This is a genomic window from Kiloniella laminariae DSM 19542 (assembly GCF_000374005.1).
GTDB classification, from domain to species: domain Bacteria; phylum Pseudomonadota; class Alphaproteobacteria; order Kiloniellales; family Kiloniellaceae; genus Kiloniella; species Kiloniella laminariae.
Window position 1 is genome coordinate 33,504 of the sequence record NZ_KB893167.1, and the last position, 14,442, is coordinate 47,945.

Here is a 14,442-nt window from a genome sequence, read left to right on the forward strand (position 1 = left end):
TTTTTACTGTGATGATATAACGCGCAGATGATAGCTCTGCCAATCGACTCTTTACTTCCTGAAATTGCTGCTTCCCTACAGCAACGGCACACTCTTGTATTACAGGCCCCTCCAGGTGCTGGTAAAACCACAGGTGTGCCGCTTGCACTTTTGAATGGTGGTTGGCTTAGGGGGAAGAAGATCATCGTCCTGGAGCCGAGGCGGCTTGCTGCGCGTTCTGCCGCTGTCAGGATGGCTGACCTTCTCGGTGAAAAAGTTGGCGATACAGTTGGTTATCGAATACGGCATGAAAGCAGAGTTGGCCCCAGAACCCGGATTGAGGTTGTTACTGAAGGGGTCTTGACGCGGCAGCTTCAGAACGATCCTGAATTGACGGATATCGGGCTTGTGATCTTTGACGAGTTTCATGAACGGAGTCTGCAGGCCGATCTGGGTCTGGCGCTCTGTCTGGAAGTTCAGGCAGCTCTGCGCGATGATTTGCGGCTGCTGGTTATGTCGGCAACACTGGATGGGCAGAAAGTATCCCGGGTTATGGGGGATGCTCCAATCCTGACCAGTGAAGGCAGAAGTTTTCCTGTCCAGCTGGTATATGGAGAGGAGACGCAACGCCGTTCAATTGCCGGGGCTGTAGCAGGCAAAATTGTTGAAGTACTTCCACAAGAAAAAGGCAGTTTTCTGGTTTTCCTCCCTGGAGTGGGAGAAATCAATGCTGTGGCCGAACTATTGAGGCAAGAAGGACTTCCTGCTGATGTAGATCTCTTTCCCTTGTTTGGGGATTTGTCCCTGGAGGATCAGCGTCGTGCCATAGCGCCTTCGCCAGCGGGGCGCAGAAAAATAGTCCTGGCAACTGCGATTGCTGAAACCAGTCTGACGATTGACGGGGTCCGGGTTATCATCGACTGCGGATACATGCGCAGTCCAAGATTTGATCCCTCAAGCGCGATGTCACGACTTGAAACACTGCGGGTATCTAAAGCTTCTGCAGACCAAAGGGCCGGACGGGCCGGACGTATTGAACCCGGTGTGTGTTATCGTCTGTGGCCTGAATCTCAAAACGGTTCCCTAGCCCAGCAAAGCACAGCTGAAATACTGGAAGCCGACCTCTGTTCTCTTGTGCTTGAGCTGTTGAACTGGGGTGCTTCAGGGCCGGAGACACTAAACTGGTGTGATGCACCACCACGAGCCGCCTGGTTCCAGGCGACCGAGTTGCTTCAGAGGCTGGGGGCGATTGATCAGGGAGGCAGGATTACGACGCAGGGCAAGGAGATGGCGATTCTGCCCCTTCATCCTCGCTTCGCTCATATGCTCCTTCGGGCCAAGGCCTTGGGGCAGGGGTGGCTGGCGTGCCTTCTGGCGGCGTTACTGGATGAGAGAGATATTTTCAAAACTGTAAATTCGGGAACAGCGGTTGATCTTGCTCTGCGTCTTGAAGTGCTGCTCGGTATTGATCAGGGAAAGGGATTTCAGATCGATCGTTCTCGCCTGAAAAGAGTTCGGATTTCTGCCGGGCAATATGCCCGCCTGATTGGTGTGAAGGAAAACAGTCCGGCAAAGCTATCGATGACTGGGGCAATTTTATCGCTTGCTTATCCAGACCGGATTGCCCAGCTGCGTCCTGATTCATCGGGGCGGTATAAGCTCTCTGGGGGAAAAGGGGCGATACTTGACGAGTTGGACCGACTGGCGACAGAACCCTACCTCACGATAGCCCAACTCGGCGGCATGGGGGCAAATGCTAAAGTCTATCTGGCAGCAGCTTTGAGCGAAGGGCAGATCCGCGATTTGCATTATGAGAATATTGTCCGTGAGCGGTCGGTTCGGTGGAACGAGCAGCAGACACAGCTGCAGGGAGAGCAGAGAGAGAAGCTGGGGGCATTGGTGCTTTCTTCCCAGCGGACAAAAGAGATCGAACCTGATGTCGCGGTGACAGAGTTGCTGGCCAGAATCAGGCGGCAAGGTCTGTCCTTGCTTGAGCCGGGAGATTCTTTTACCCAGCTTTGCCAGAGAATGGCCTCTCTTCGTCATTTTGAAGGGGAAGATCTTTGGCCTGACTGGCGAGAAACCAGCCTCATTGCCGAACTGGAACAGTGGCTTGCACCATATCTTGAAAATATCACGTCCCTTTCTCAGCTGGTAAAGCTCGGCTTGAAACAGATCCTGCTGTCCCGGTTATCGTGGCAGGAAACACAGTATCTGGAGCGAGAGGTTCCCGAGCGCTACAGGGTGCCAAGTGGGCAGACACACCGGATTAATTATGACAATCCGGAAATGCCAAGACTTGAGGTTCGCCTCCAGGAAATGTTCGGGCTGTCAGAAACACCTTCAATTCTTGGGAAAAAAGTGCCTCTGGTTTTACATCTTCTGTCGCCAGCCCGTCGTCCTCTTCAGGTAACAAGTGATTTGACCGGATTCTGGCAGAATTCTTACCATGAAGTGAAAAAGGATATGAAGGGACGCTATCCCCGGCACTATTGGCCGGATGACCCCCTGGAGGCCGAAGCGACAACCAGAATTAAAAAGCATATGAATAAAAAGGAATAGGTGGTCGGTTTGGTCAGAGCAGTATTTGATTTCTGGTCGAAAATATCTTATTCCTTGCTATTGAATTTGGAGATTTGTGGATTTCATGCATCCCACGACACGACAAAAAGAAATACTGAGAGCCGTGCGGAGCAGAGGGCTTTGCACTATTCTTGAACTCGCTGAACAGTTTTCTGTTTCGGATGAGACCATCCGCCGGGATGTAAAGCCGATGGTATCATCCGGATTGATTGAAAAAGTCCATGGCGGCATTATCGTGCCAGACGAGGAGCACGAGGCCCCTTTTCAGCGGCGAATGATTGAAAACCAGGAAGCTAAGAAAAAGATTGGCCAGGCTCTGTCAAAAATCATTCACGACGGGGATTCTCTGATCTTTGATACAGGGAGCACAACTGCTTTTGCTGCTCATGCTTTAAGAGAGCACTCCAATCTTCTAGTAGTTACCAATTCTGTAGAAACCGCGCGGGCTTTGGCTACCCGGAATGGCAATCGTGTTTATATCGCAGGCGGAGAATTACGCGCGGATGATGCTGCAGCTTTTGGCCCGTCAGCAATTTCTTTCGTCGAGCAATTCGATGTGAAGTATGCCGTATTGTCTCTTGGTGGAATTGATCCTGTTCGTGGGTTGATGGTTGATCATCTAGCAGAAGCCGAGTTCTCACGCACGGTAATGGCCCAGGCACAAAAAACCATTGTTGTGGCTGATAAAAGCAAGTTCAATCGCGCCAGATTGGTAAAGATTGGCCCGTTAGAGGGAATTGACTTGCTTATCACAGATGCTGAACCAGACGAAGCATTGTCTCGTTGTTTACGAGAAGCAGAGGTCAAGGTTATTATAGCCCGCTAGCAAACAGTCTCGACGATGATGGTTGAGCAAAGAGGTTAGTTTTTTCGTACCGATAACCTCTCAGAAACATCCCAGGATTCTGTTTTTCTTTTCCTTTTCTATACCCTGCGCGACTGAATTGTCGTGTTGTTATGGCTTGTCTCCAGTGATTACCACAATCTTTGCGGGCGTGGTCCTTGTTGTAATGGTTTTGTTGGATATATGTTGACTTTCGTGGGTATATGTTGATATCGTTTCTACCATGGAAACATGGTGCGATATAATGACAAAAACAAAATAATCCTCAGGGAGGAAATATCTATGAACAGGACATCCCGTTTTGCTGTTGCCTTGTTAGGTAGCCTTGCACTTTCTACGCTCAACGTTGCCACGTCTCAGGCTGATGTAGAATCCAACGATCCGATCAAGTTGACGTTACACGACTGGACCGGTCAGCTTTTGACGACAAAAATCATGGGCAGTGTTCTCCAGAACACCGGATATAATGTCGAATACGTTCAGGCCGATTACATTGCTCAGTTTGCCGGATTGAAAAATGGCGATTTGCACGTTGCGATGGAGATCTGGGAGACCACCGGGCGAGAAGCTATGGATGAAGCTGTGGCTTCAGGCACGGTGGAAAATCTTGGCGAAACCGGCATGGAGGCGATCGAGGAATGGTGGTATCCCTCTTACATGAAGGATGTCTGTCCCGGTTTGCCGGATTGGCAGGCCCTGAACGATTGCGCAGAAATTTTTGCAACGCCAGAAACAGCGCCGAAAGGACGGTATCTGGGAGGACCTGTTACCTGGGGTGGCTTTGATGACGAGCGGGTTGAAGCTCTGGAGTTGGATTTCGAGGTTGTACACGCGGGGACAGATGCTGCTCTTTTCGCCGAGCTGGAATCAGCCTACCAGCGTAAAGCGCCGGTTTTGCTGTGGGTTTATGCGCCACATTGGGCCCCGGCAAAATTTGAGGGTGAATGGGTCGAATTTCCTAAATATACCAGTGAATGTTATTCAGATCCTTCCTGGGGATCCAATCCTGATCTGGCCTATGACTGTGGCAAACCAACCGGTCCGATTTGGAAAGTGGCCTGGACTGGTGTGAAAGACAAATGGCCCGGAGCCTATAAAGCCATTCAGGGGTTCTCTATCTCGAATGATGAAATGTCTAACATGATTATTGAGGTCGATCTTAATGGCAAGGACATCGACGCCGTCGTGTCCAGCTGGGTTGATGCCAATAAAGACCGCTGGCAGGGCTGGAGCGGACAATAGAGTGATGCAGGGAACAGCTCAACACCGTTCTGATTGATGCTGTTCCCTTTTGAATCATAAACAAGACACGTTTCGGTAATTAAATGGATCCTCTCGATGGCTTCTTCCGTCAAGCTGGCCTGCAAAGGCGTGTGGAAAATATTTGGTCATAATGCTGAATCATTCCTCAAAACACATAACAATGCACCGGGTTCGGAGGATCTGAAATCCGCCGGACTGATTGGTGGTGTTCGCGATGCAAATATTGAAATCTACTCCGGTGAAATATTTGTCATTATGGGGCTGTCCGGTTCGGGTAAATCGACATTGGTGCGTTGTCTTTCACGTCTGATTGAACCGACAGGTGGAGAGATCTTACTGGAAGGACAGGATCTTCTGAAGGCAAGTGACAAGGAGATGATTGAGATCCGACGTCACAAGATGGGCATGGTTTTTCAGAATTTTGCTTTGCTCCCCCATCTGACCGTCTTGGGAAATGTGGCTTTTCCTCTCGAGGTTCAGGGGGTCCCCTTAAAAAAACGTGAAGCACAGGCGCGCAGTGTTATTGAACTGGTTGGCTTGAAAGGAAGGGAGAATAATTTCCCGCGGGAGCTATCGGGCGGACAACAGCAACGGGTCGGGATCGCGAGATCCCTTGCAGTTGAACCAGAACTCTGGTTTCTGGACGAGCCTTTTTCCGCGTTGGATCCTTTGATCCGGCGGGAAATGCAAGACGAATTTATCCGGCTGCAGAATGTCCTGAACAAGACGATTGTTTTTATCACACATGATTTTGACGAAGCCATTCGCCTGGCTGATCGCATAGCAATCATGAAAGACGGCAAGATTATCCAGATCGGAACCCCGGCTGAACTGGTGATGAACCCGGCAACCGACTATGTAGCCGAGTTTACCCGTCATATTCCCCGTGCCAAGGTTTTGACAGCAGGACTGGTGAAGGAAAGCTTTAACGAGCTAGTCCAGACCGCCGGAAACATCCAGCTTAATGCGGTAATTGCCGATATTGCAGACAAAGTCGAGCAATCAAGCAAACCCTTTGCTGTTGTTGATGCCGAAGGTAAACCGGTTGGACTTATCAGCCGGAAGCGCGTCCTGGATGTCCTGGTTGGCCGCGAGGTAACAGCATGATCCTTGCTGCCCGGAATTTTAAACCAGAGATCCGGAATTTTATCGGTATCAAAGGGTTTTGGTTGAGTGCTTTTGTCATATCCGTCTTCTTCTATATAGAAGGCAAGGGACTGTTCCCCAAATGGATGTTTTCCCTGCCACGGAAATGGCAGTGGCCTATTAAAGACTATGTCTCCGACTTCATGATCTGGTTGACAGAAGACGCGAGTTTCGGATTTTTTACTTTCAAGGAAATGACCAGGGGGCTTGCCGGACTTCTGGAATGGCCCCTTTCTTTTGCAACGAGCCTGCTGTCATCAGGATTTTTGGAGGGACAGGGGAGCCAGGCTGTTCAGGTCCTTCCTTCACTTTCCTGGATATCGGTTGTCACTGTTGTCATTGCCATGGGCTATTACGCAAGGGACTGGAAACTGGCAGCATTGGTTGGGGGCTGTTTTCTGTATCTTGCCGTGTTCGGACAGTGGGACAGTGCAATGATAACCCTGGCCTCAATTGCTATTGCAGTCCCTTTTGGTGTTGCAGCAGGCTTGCTCGTCGGTATTGCGGGGTATCGCTGGCCAGCATTTGAACGAAGCATCTCTCCTTTATTAGATTTGATGCAGACAGTTCCTGTTTTTGCCTACCTTGTACCTATCCTTTTTCTGTTCGGTTTTGGTCCTGTTGCCGCAATGATTGCAACAGTTATCTATTCCATGCCGCCAATGATCCGAATATCGATTATGTCCCTTAAAGGGGTTCCGAGCGAGATCCTCGATTTTGGTAATATGGCAGGCTGTACCAAACGTCAGCTGATGTGGAAGGTTCTGGTTCCCTCGGCCATGCCAGGGCTGATGGTCGGTGTGAATCAGGTCATCATGCTTTCGCTCAATATGGTCATCATTGCTTCGATGATTGGTGCAGGGGGGCTGGGGTATGACGTGCTTTCCTCTTTGCGCCGTCTTGATCTGGGGGGCGGACTGGAAGCCGGAATTGCCATTGTGGTTTTGGCAATAGCTCTTGATCGACTTAGCCAGGCCTTCTCGCAACGAGGCAGCCCGACCTATCATGAAAGCAAGGGGAGCTTTGTCCAAAACCATCCCTGGTTAACCACTGTGGCTATCGTAACGGCCGGAACATTTGTTCTGGGAATGTTTGTACCTTCTATTCAAAGCTATCCGGAAAGTCTCGAGATCGGGATCGGGGAATCTCTGGCCGAAGCCGTCAAGTGGATTAACATTACCTTTTTTGATGCTCTGGAAAGCTACAAGACGGTTGTTCTGGTTTATTTCATGGTGCCGGTAAAACTGGTTCTGCTGAAGATGCCCTGGGCCTGGAGCATCTTCTTGCTAAGTGTTCTGTCATGGCAACTTGGCGGTATTCGTCTGGTTTTGCTGACCCTTTGTCTCAGCCTGTTCATTGTTGTGACCGGGATGTGGGAAAAAGCCATGATAACGGTCTATCTTTGCGGCGTTTCGGTTGTTATCGCAACTCTGTTTGGAGTTCCTCTGGGCATTCTTGCGGCTGAAAACGAACGTCTTGGACGGATTGTTCAGGTAATTATTGATACCCTGCAAACCCTCCCCAGCTTTGTATATCTGATCCCGGTTGTCATGCTTTTCAGGGTCGGCGATTTTTCTGCCATGGTTGCGGTGGTTCTCTATGCCATAGCACCTGCCGTTCGCTATGCCGTTCATGGGATAAGACAAATCCCTCCTGCTCTGATCGAGGCAGGTATCACCTCTGGTTGTACCAAACGTCAGTTGTTATGGAAAATCAAGTTGCCTTTGGCCCTGCCGGAAATTCTGCTGGGACTTAACCAAACCATTATGTTAGCGCTGTCGATGCTGGTTATTACAGCGCTGGTCGGGACACGGGATCTTGGTCAGGAAGTTTATATTGCCCTGACCAAGGCTGATACCGGACGCGGAATTGTTGCGGGTCTGGCGATTGCCTTCATCGCCATCATCGCTGACCGGATGATTGCTGCGGGATCTGCAAAAGCCAGAAAACGCCTGGGACTGGGATAAAATACTATGACCAATAGCATGGATAAAATACGCCGTTTGCCCTGTTGGAGAGGACCGGTAGACCCCAAGCCACTTGGCGGTGGAATAACCAATCACAATTATGTCGTCGAGGACCAGAGCGGGAAGTATGTCGTTCGCTTTGGTGAGGATATTCCTGTCCACCACGTCATGCGTTTTAACGAACTGGCTGCCAGTCAAGCCGCTTTTGAAGCCGGGATTTCTCCGGAAGTGGTCTTTACCTCACAGGGCATCCTGGTGATGCGGTTTATTGATGGCATCTGTTTTGACGAAGAGGCCGTTCGACAGCAGCATAATCTTGAACGGATCTTGCCTCTACTCAAACGGGTACATCGGGAGCTGCCCAATAATTTTCGCGGACCTGCGCTGGTATTTTGGGTGTTTCATGTCATCCGGGATTATGTTGCGACCCTAAGAGGGGCAAAACACCAGCCTCATGGGGCCGATGAGCTGGGATGGTTACTTGAGGTGGCTGCCGAACTTGAAACGGCAGTGGGGCAGATTGATCTGGTTTTTGGCCATAATGACCTTCTTGCAGCCAACTTTATGGACGACGGAAAACGTCTCTGGCTCATCGACTGGGATTATGCGGGATATAATTCGCCCCTGTTTGACCTTGGTGGTCTGGTCTCGAATTCGGGCCTGGGAGGCGACAGTGAAAACTGGCTGCTTGAAAATTATTTCGAACAGCCAGTAACCGATGAGCTTTACCGGAAATATGCGGCAATGAAATGTGCATCGCTCTTAAGGGAAACCCTCTGGAGCATGGTTTCCGAGGTTCATTCAGATATCGATTTTGATTTTCGACAATACACCAGCAACAACCTGGTGAAATTCAAACAGCAGCTTCTTGCCTTCCAAAAAGTGAGTAAATAAAATGACCGAGCTTCTATCTGATGCCAAAATTGTCATTATCGGGGGAGGGATCGTCGGGGCATCGACGGCCTATCACCTTGGAAAAATGGGATATAGCGATACCGTTTTGATTGAACGGGGCAAGTTAACCTCTGGAACGACATTCCATGCCGCCGGGCTTGTGGGCCAGTTGCGATCAAATGCCAATATCACCCAGTTGCTTGGTTATTCTGTCGATCTCTATAAAACCCTTGAAGCCGAAACGGGGCAGGCGACCGGTTGGAAAATGAATGGCGGATTGCGCTTGGCCTGTAATCAGGAACGTTGGACAGAGGTCAAACGTCAGGCAACCACAGCCCATTCCTTTGGACTGGACATGCAGCTTCTTACCCCAAAGGAAGCGCAGGATCTTTGGCCAATGATGAATGTTGATGATGTTGTCGGGGCAGCATTTCTACCGACAGACGGACAGGCAAACCCTTCAGACATTACCCTCTCTCTGGCCAAGGGGGCCAGAATGAAGGGGGTAACAATAATGGAAGACACAGAGGTTCTTGAGGTTCTGGTTGAGGACGGAAAGATAACCGGGGTTCTGACGAATAAAGGCCGTATTGCCTGTGAGAAGGTCGTAAACTGTTGCGGGCAATGGGCGCGGCAGGAGGCAAAAAAAGTCGGAGTTAACGTGCCGCTGGTATCTGTTGAACATCAGTACATGATTACCGAAAAAATCGAGGGTATCACATCTGATCTACCTACGTTGAGAGACCCGGATCGCCTGACCTATTATAAAGAGGATGTTGGTGGATTGGTTATGGGGGGCTATGAGCCGAACGGCATTCCTTGGGCGGTTAAAGGGTTCCCCGAGAAATTTCACTTCTCTTTGCTGGATTCAAACTGGGATCATTTTGAACAGTTGATGGAGCTGGCTTTGGGGCGAGTTCCCGCTCTGGAGACCGCGGGCGTTCGAGAGCTGATTAACGGTCCTGAAAGTTTTACCCCGGATGGAAATTTCATTCTTGGCGAGGCTCCCGAGCTGAAGAACTATTTTGTCGGTGCCGGATTTAATGCCTTTGGTATTGCTGCAGGTGGCGGTGCGGGTATGGCCCTGGCGGAATGGGTGGTGAACGGAGAGCCTCCCTATGATCTCTGGCCTGCAGATATTCGTCGGTTTGGGCAGGCCCACTTCGATACGGACTGGGTCCGGAAGCGGACGCTGGAAGCCTATGGTAAACACTACACCATGGCCTGGCCGTTCGAAGAGCACAAAACCGGTCGGCCGAACCGTCGCTCGCCTCTATACGAACGTTTGAAAGAACAGGGGGCCTGTTTTGGTGAAAAACTGGGTTGGGAAAGACCAAACTGGTTTGCTAAAAAAGGACAGGAACCCAAGGATATATACAGTTTTGAACGGCAAAATTGGTTTAACAATGTCGGTGAAGAGCACAAGGCAACACGCGAAGCTGTAACGGTTTTTGACCAGTCTTCCTTTGCCAAATTCAAACTCATCGGCCCGGACGCCGAGAAGGCCTTATCCTGGATTTGTGCCAATGATGTCAGCAAAAAAACGGGAAGTCTGACTTATACCCAGATGCTCAATGACCGAGGTGGTGTTGAGTGTGATCTCACAGTTGTTCGCCTGGCGAAAGACGCGTTTTATATTGTCACGGGAACCGGGTATGCGACCCATGATTTTGACTGGATAAAACGCAATATACCAGAAGGTCTGAATGCTCACCTGGTGGACGTGACTTCCGGCTTTGCTGTACTTTCAGTTATGGGGCCCGATGCCCGAAAGCTGTTGCAGAAAATCACTGAAGATAAACTGGATAATGACAATTTTCCTTTTGGATCCATACGGACCATTGGTATTGCCGGAGCGCCGGTCACAGCATTGCGAGTGACCTATGTCGGGGAATTGGGGTGGGAGCTCCATATTCCAACAGAGTTTGCAGCCTCGGTTTTTGAGGCCTTGAGCAAGGCTGGTGAGGAAGTTGGCCTGCGTAATGCAGGCTATCGCGCGATTGAAAGCTTGCGACTTGAAAAGGGCTATCGTGCCTGGGCGTCAGACATTGGGCCTGATCATACTCCGATAGAAGCGGGGATGTCCTGGGCCTGCAAGTTGAAGAGCGATATAGCGTTCAAGGGACGCAGTGCCCTGGAAACTCAGATTAAAAACGGCGTTAAAAAGCGGTTGTGCTGCTTTACTGTGGATGACCCGAATGTAGTCTTGCTTGGTCGGGAAACGATCTATCGTAATGGGCAACGTGTGGGATGGCTGACTTCTGCCGGCTATGGTTTCACCATTGAGAAGAATATTGGTTATGGCTATGTCCGCTGTAGGGACGGTGTCGATATGGCATATCTGAAGTCTGGTTCTTATCAGCTGGAAGTCGGGACCGAGCTGTTTGACTGCGCTATACAGTTCAAAGCTCTTTACGATCCGGAAATGCAGAAAATTAAACAGTAATCCCTGACGGTTTTTGCCAGGGGCGCAATCTGGCGCTGAAAGGTACATTCATATCAGTGTTTGATCCGTATTTTTTGGTGCCAGATGAGATTTCCCGGATGATTATTTATTGGTGTTCCCGCAGATTTTGTCATACAAATCTGCGATCGGATTTGTCTGTCCGGTCTATAAACAATATGCGTACAAAACGTAACGCCTTCCAATTCAAACGGAGAATAACCGTGAGCTATAAAATCGAGAATATGAAAGGGAACTGGAATTATCCAACCACCGTCCGTTTTGGTGTTGGCCGGATCCAGGAAATTGCCGCTGTCTGTAAAGGCCTTGGTATGAAAAACCCGCTTCTGATTACTGATCCGGGCCTCGCTGCCCTGCCAATGGTCACAGATATCGTCGCCCGCTGTAAGGCAGACGGTCTTGGCTGTGGTGTGTTCAGTGAAATCAAACCAAACCCGATTGGTAAAAATGTTGATGATGGTGTTGCCTTTTACAAGGCAGGCAAGCACGACGGTGTGATTGCTTTTGGTGGCGGTAGTGGCCTTGATGCAGCGAAAGCTGTTGCTCTGATGGTTGGCCAGGATCGTCCGCTTTGGGATTTTGAAGATGTTGGTGATAACTGGGCACGGGCTGATGCTTCCAAGATCGCGCCGATTATCGCTGTCCCGACAACTTCAGGCACAGGTTCAGAAGTTGGCCGGGCCTCGGTCATCACTCAGGAAGAAACTCACCTGAAGAAAATTATCTTCCATCCTAAAATGATGCCTTCTGTGGTGATTGATGATCCGGAGCTGACCGTTGGCCTTCCTGCCAAACTGACTGCTGCAACAGGCATGGACGCGTTGTCACATAATCTTGAGGCTTTCTGTGCGCCAGGGTATCACCCAATGGCAGACGGCATTGCGGTTGAGGGTATTCGGCTGATCCAGAAGTCACTGGTACAGGCTGTCCAGAATGGAAGCGACCTGGTTGCGCGTTCTGATATGATGATTGCCTCAAGCATGGGTGCAACGGCCTTTCAGAAAGGTCTTGGCGGTATGCATGCTCTGGCGCATCCCCTGGGCGGGATTTACGATGCCCACCATGGGATGCTTAATGCCGTATTGATGCCTTACGTTTTGATTGCAAACCGCTCTGTTATTGAAGAGCGTGCAGGTTATCTAGCGCGTTGCCTTGATCTTGAGACAGCAACTTTTGATGCTTTCCTGAATTGGGTTCTTGATCTGCGCTCTACCCTGCAGATTCCAAATACACTCAAAGAAATCGGGATTGATCTTGACCGTGCAGATGAAATTGGCGTTCTTGCTACTCAGGACCCTTCTGCTGGTGGAAATCCTATCCAGTTCACTGCTGCAGAATATGCAACGATCCTGTGCAAGGCGGTACAGGGTGATCTAAGCTAAAATATTATAGCCTAGAGCAATGTAAGAGAAACCGGCTTCATTGATTTGAAGCCGGTTTTTTATGTTCTGTTTTTTGCAGTCAGGTATTTATCAATCCCCTCGGCGACGTGAACACCCATAGAAAAACAGCCTTGTAGCAGATAACCGCCAGTTGGTGCCTCCCAGTCCAGCATTTCTCCAGCAAGAAAAACACCAGGCAGTGCGTTTAGCATAAGCTGTTCATCACATTCTGTGAAAGGAACGCCACCTGCTGTTGAGATGGCTCGGTCAAGGGGGCGAGGTCTTGCCAGTTTTATGGGAAGCCGTTTGATTTTCTGCGCCAGTAATGCGGGCGAATTAAACTCTTCTTTTGTCGTAAGTGCCTTGAGGAGAGCAAGAGCGGGGGGAGAAATCTTTAAACTCTGTTTCAAAGCTGCAGCTATAGAGTTGGAAATATTGCGCTCCAAAAGTTTCTGTGTGATCCCCTCCAAAGACAGCAAAGGTTTTAGATCGATTGTTATCTGGGCAATTTTTTCTTCTTCAATCCGGGTTCTTATCTCTTTGCTCAATGCATAGATTGCCCCACCCTCAAGGCCATAAGACGCAATCATTATCTCCCCTTTTACATGAGAATCTCCGAGGTAGGCTTCGATATTTTTTAGAGGCTTACCAAAGTAATCTGGTGAAAAGGAGGAGGGCCAGTCTGTTTCAAAACCACAGTTGGTTGCTTTGAGTGGATTAACTCTGATGTTGTGCGATTTGAGAATTTCTACCCAAGATCCATCTGATCCCATTCTTGGCCAGCTGCCGCCGCCAAGAGCAAGGATTACAGCATCGTGGCTGAATTGCTCTACAGAGCCATCTGGTATGGCAACAGAGATGCTTTGCCCGGGACCAAAACCCAACCATCTATGGCGCAACTTCAATATAACGCCGCGGGTTACAAGATCATTGATCCAGGCTCTGAGCAATTCAGTTGCTTTGAATTTGACAGGGAAAATTCGACCACTGGTTCCGACAAATGTGTCTTGACCCAGTTTTTTACAAAAATCCTGCAGCATTCCCGGAGAATAATTCTTGATAATCTGCTCAAAAAAAACGGCATGCTCGCCATATTTTTTCACAAAGTCTTCAAGAGGCTCGCTATGTGTCAGGTTAAGGCCCCCACGACCCGCCAGCTGAAATTTACGGGCGAGTGAAGGTTTTGCTTCGTATAATGTTACCTGATATCCCTGTGACAAAAGCTGATCTGCTGCCATCAGTCCAGCCGGACCACCGCCAATAATCGCGACGTTTCGGGAATTTTTGGTCACTTTTTCTCTCCTGCGAATAAGGCGTTATAGCCTTATGGCGTATCAATGACCAGTTTCTAATATGATGTGAAGATCTTTTTGCCGACAGGTTGTTGCCAGGGAGATCCAGCTATTCAGGCTTGTCTTTCAGTGCCTTGAGAACTTTTTCTGCAAAAGCTCCCTGATCGTGGCGGTCTCTGAGGAAAAGCTCTACGGTTTTTCGGGCAGATTTCTTGTCATAGGGAACCTGTCCGTTCATACGCAGCTCAACCTCCTTGAGCACTTCGGGATCAAGTTTACTACGAAGTTTTTTCAGGTCCTGAATAACCTTGTCCCTGATCTGTTCATCGGACATCTGTTTCTGCTTTCGGTGTGATTACAGAGATATAAAATTATGTATCTTTGCATTCTGCCACGGAATAGTCACAACTACCGCATATTTTTCTTTTTATCTGATAAGATAATCGAGTCAGTATCGTTCTATCTTGGTTATCATGATAAATCTGTGGTCCTTATCAACTTGTTTCAGCTCTCTGGATTTCTAGGATTTTACTTGAACAGAGAAGCCGGTAATTTAAAGTTGCCATCATGTTTTGTTAATGTATATCAAGCCCTGTGTCTGTTTACTGCTCAGTTAATAGACTTGAAG

General features: G+C 49.3%; 10 protein-coding genes. 8 read left to right on the forward strand and 2 right to left on the reverse strand.

The features are described from left to right. Nucleotides 1-27 precede the first annotated feature (27 nt). The 8 genes from hrpB to B152_RS0116710 all read left to right on the forward strand — a co-directional run bounded on the left by hrpB (nucleotide 28) and on the right by B152_RS0116710 (nucleotide 12,522). Entirely contained in the window at nucleotides 28-2,541 is a 2,514-nt protein-coding gene (gene hrpB, locus B152_RS0116675) for an ATP-dependent helicase HrpB (protein ID WP_020593575.1), read from the forward strand. An 85-nt stretch (nucleotides 2,542-2,626) separates the two neighbouring features. After that, on the forward strand, nucleotides 2,627-3,388 hold the full coding sequence (locus tag B152_RS0116680) for a DeoR/GlpR family DNA-binding transcription regulator (RefSeq protein WP_026261649.1): 762 nt from the start codon (nucleotides 2,627-2,629) through the stop codon (nucleotides 3,386-3,388). 300 nt (nucleotides 3,389-3,688) lie between these two features. Beyond that, entirely contained in the window at nucleotides 3,689-4,648 is a 960-nt protein-coding gene (locus B152_RS0116685) for an ABC transporter substrate-binding protein (protein WP_020593577.1), read from the forward strand. A 96-nt stretch (nucleotides 4,649-4,744) separates the two neighbouring features. Continuing rightward, entirely contained in the window at nucleotides 4,745-5,776 is a 1,032-nt protein-coding gene (locus B152_RS0116690; RefSeq protein ID WP_020593578.1) for a quaternary amine ABC transporter ATP-binding protein, read from the forward strand. Beyond that, nucleotides 5,773-7,782: an ABC transporter permease gene (locus B152_RS0116695; RefSeq protein ID WP_020593579.1), complete on the forward strand. Its 2,010-nt coding sequence runs from the start codon at nucleotides 5,773-5,775 to the stop codon at nucleotides 7,780-7,782. Before B152_RS0116690 ends, B152_RS0116695 begins: the two co-directional genes overlap by 4 nt. Nucleotides 7,783-7,788: 6 nt before the next feature. After that, on the forward strand, nucleotides 7,789-8,676 hold the full coding sequence (locus B152_RS0116700) for a choline kinase family protein (RefSeq protein WP_020593580.1): 888 nt from the start codon (nucleotides 7,789-7,791) through the stop codon (nucleotides 8,674-8,676). A gap of 1 nt (nucleotide 8,677) precedes the next feature. After that, nucleotides 8,678-11,122 carry a GcvT family protein gene (locus B152_RS0116705; protein ID WP_020593581.1) on the forward strand — a complete coding sequence of 815 codons (2,445 nt, stop codon included), beginning with the start codon at nucleotides 8,678-8,680 and terminating at the stop codon, nucleotides 11,120-11,122. Between the two features lie 221 nt (nucleotides 11,123-11,343). Beyond that, complete coding sequence (locus B152_RS0116710; RefSeq protein WP_020593582.1) at nucleotides 11,344-12,522, forward strand: iron-containing alcohol dehydrogenase; 1,179 nt, start codon at nucleotides 11,344-11,346, stop codon at nucleotides 12,520-12,522. Nucleotides 12,523-12,581: 59 nt separating this feature from the next. Here the strand turns inward: B152_RS0116710 and B152_RS0116715 are convergent, their stop codons facing one another. Next, nucleotides 12,582-13,814 (reverse strand): TIGR03862 family flavoprotein, encoded by a 1,233-nt coding sequence (locus B152_RS0116715; RefSeq protein ID WP_020593583.1) that lies wholly within the window; start codon nucleotides 13,812-13,814, stop codon nucleotides 12,582-12,584. A 109-nt stretch (nucleotides 13,815-13,923) separates the two neighbouring features. Next, on the reverse strand, nucleotides 13,924-14,148 hold the full coding sequence (locus tag B152_RS0116720; protein WP_020593584.1) for a hypothetical protein: 225 nt from the start codon (nucleotides 14,146-14,148) through the stop codon (nucleotides 13,924-13,926). Nucleotides 14,149-14,442 lie beyond the last annotated feature (294 nt).

Coding starts and splice junctions, on each gene's coding strand:
- B152_RS0116700 (WP_020593580.1), top strand. CDS start 7,789: ATGACCAATAGCATGGATAAAATACGCCGTTTGCCCTGTTGGAGAGGA.
- B152_RS0116685 (WP_020593577.1), top strand. CDS start 3,689: ATGAACAGGACATCCCGTTTTGCTGTTGCCTTGTTAGGTAGCCTTGCA.
- B152_RS0116695 (WP_020593579.1), top strand. CDS start 5,773: ATGATCCTTGCTGCCCGGAATTTTAAACCAGAGATCCGGAATTTTATC.
- hrpB (WP_020593575.1), top strand. CDS start 28: ATGATAGCTCTGCCAATCGACTCTTTACTTCCTGAAATTGCTGCTTCC.
- B152_RS0116680 (WP_026261649.1), top strand. CDS start 2,627: ATGCATCCCACGACACGACAAAAAGAAATACTGAGAGCCGTGCGGAGC.
- B152_RS0116705 (WP_020593581.1), top strand. CDS start 8,678: ATGACCGAGCTTCTATCTGATGCCAAAATTGTCATTATCGGGGGAGGG.
- B152_RS0116720 (WP_020593584.1), bottom strand. CDS start 14,148: ATGTCCGATGAACAGATCAGGGACAAGGTTATTCAGGACCTGAAAAAA.
- B152_RS0116690 (WP_020593578.1), top strand. CDS start 4,745: ATGGCTTCTTCCGTCAAGCTGGCCTGCAAAGGCGTGTGGAAAATATTT.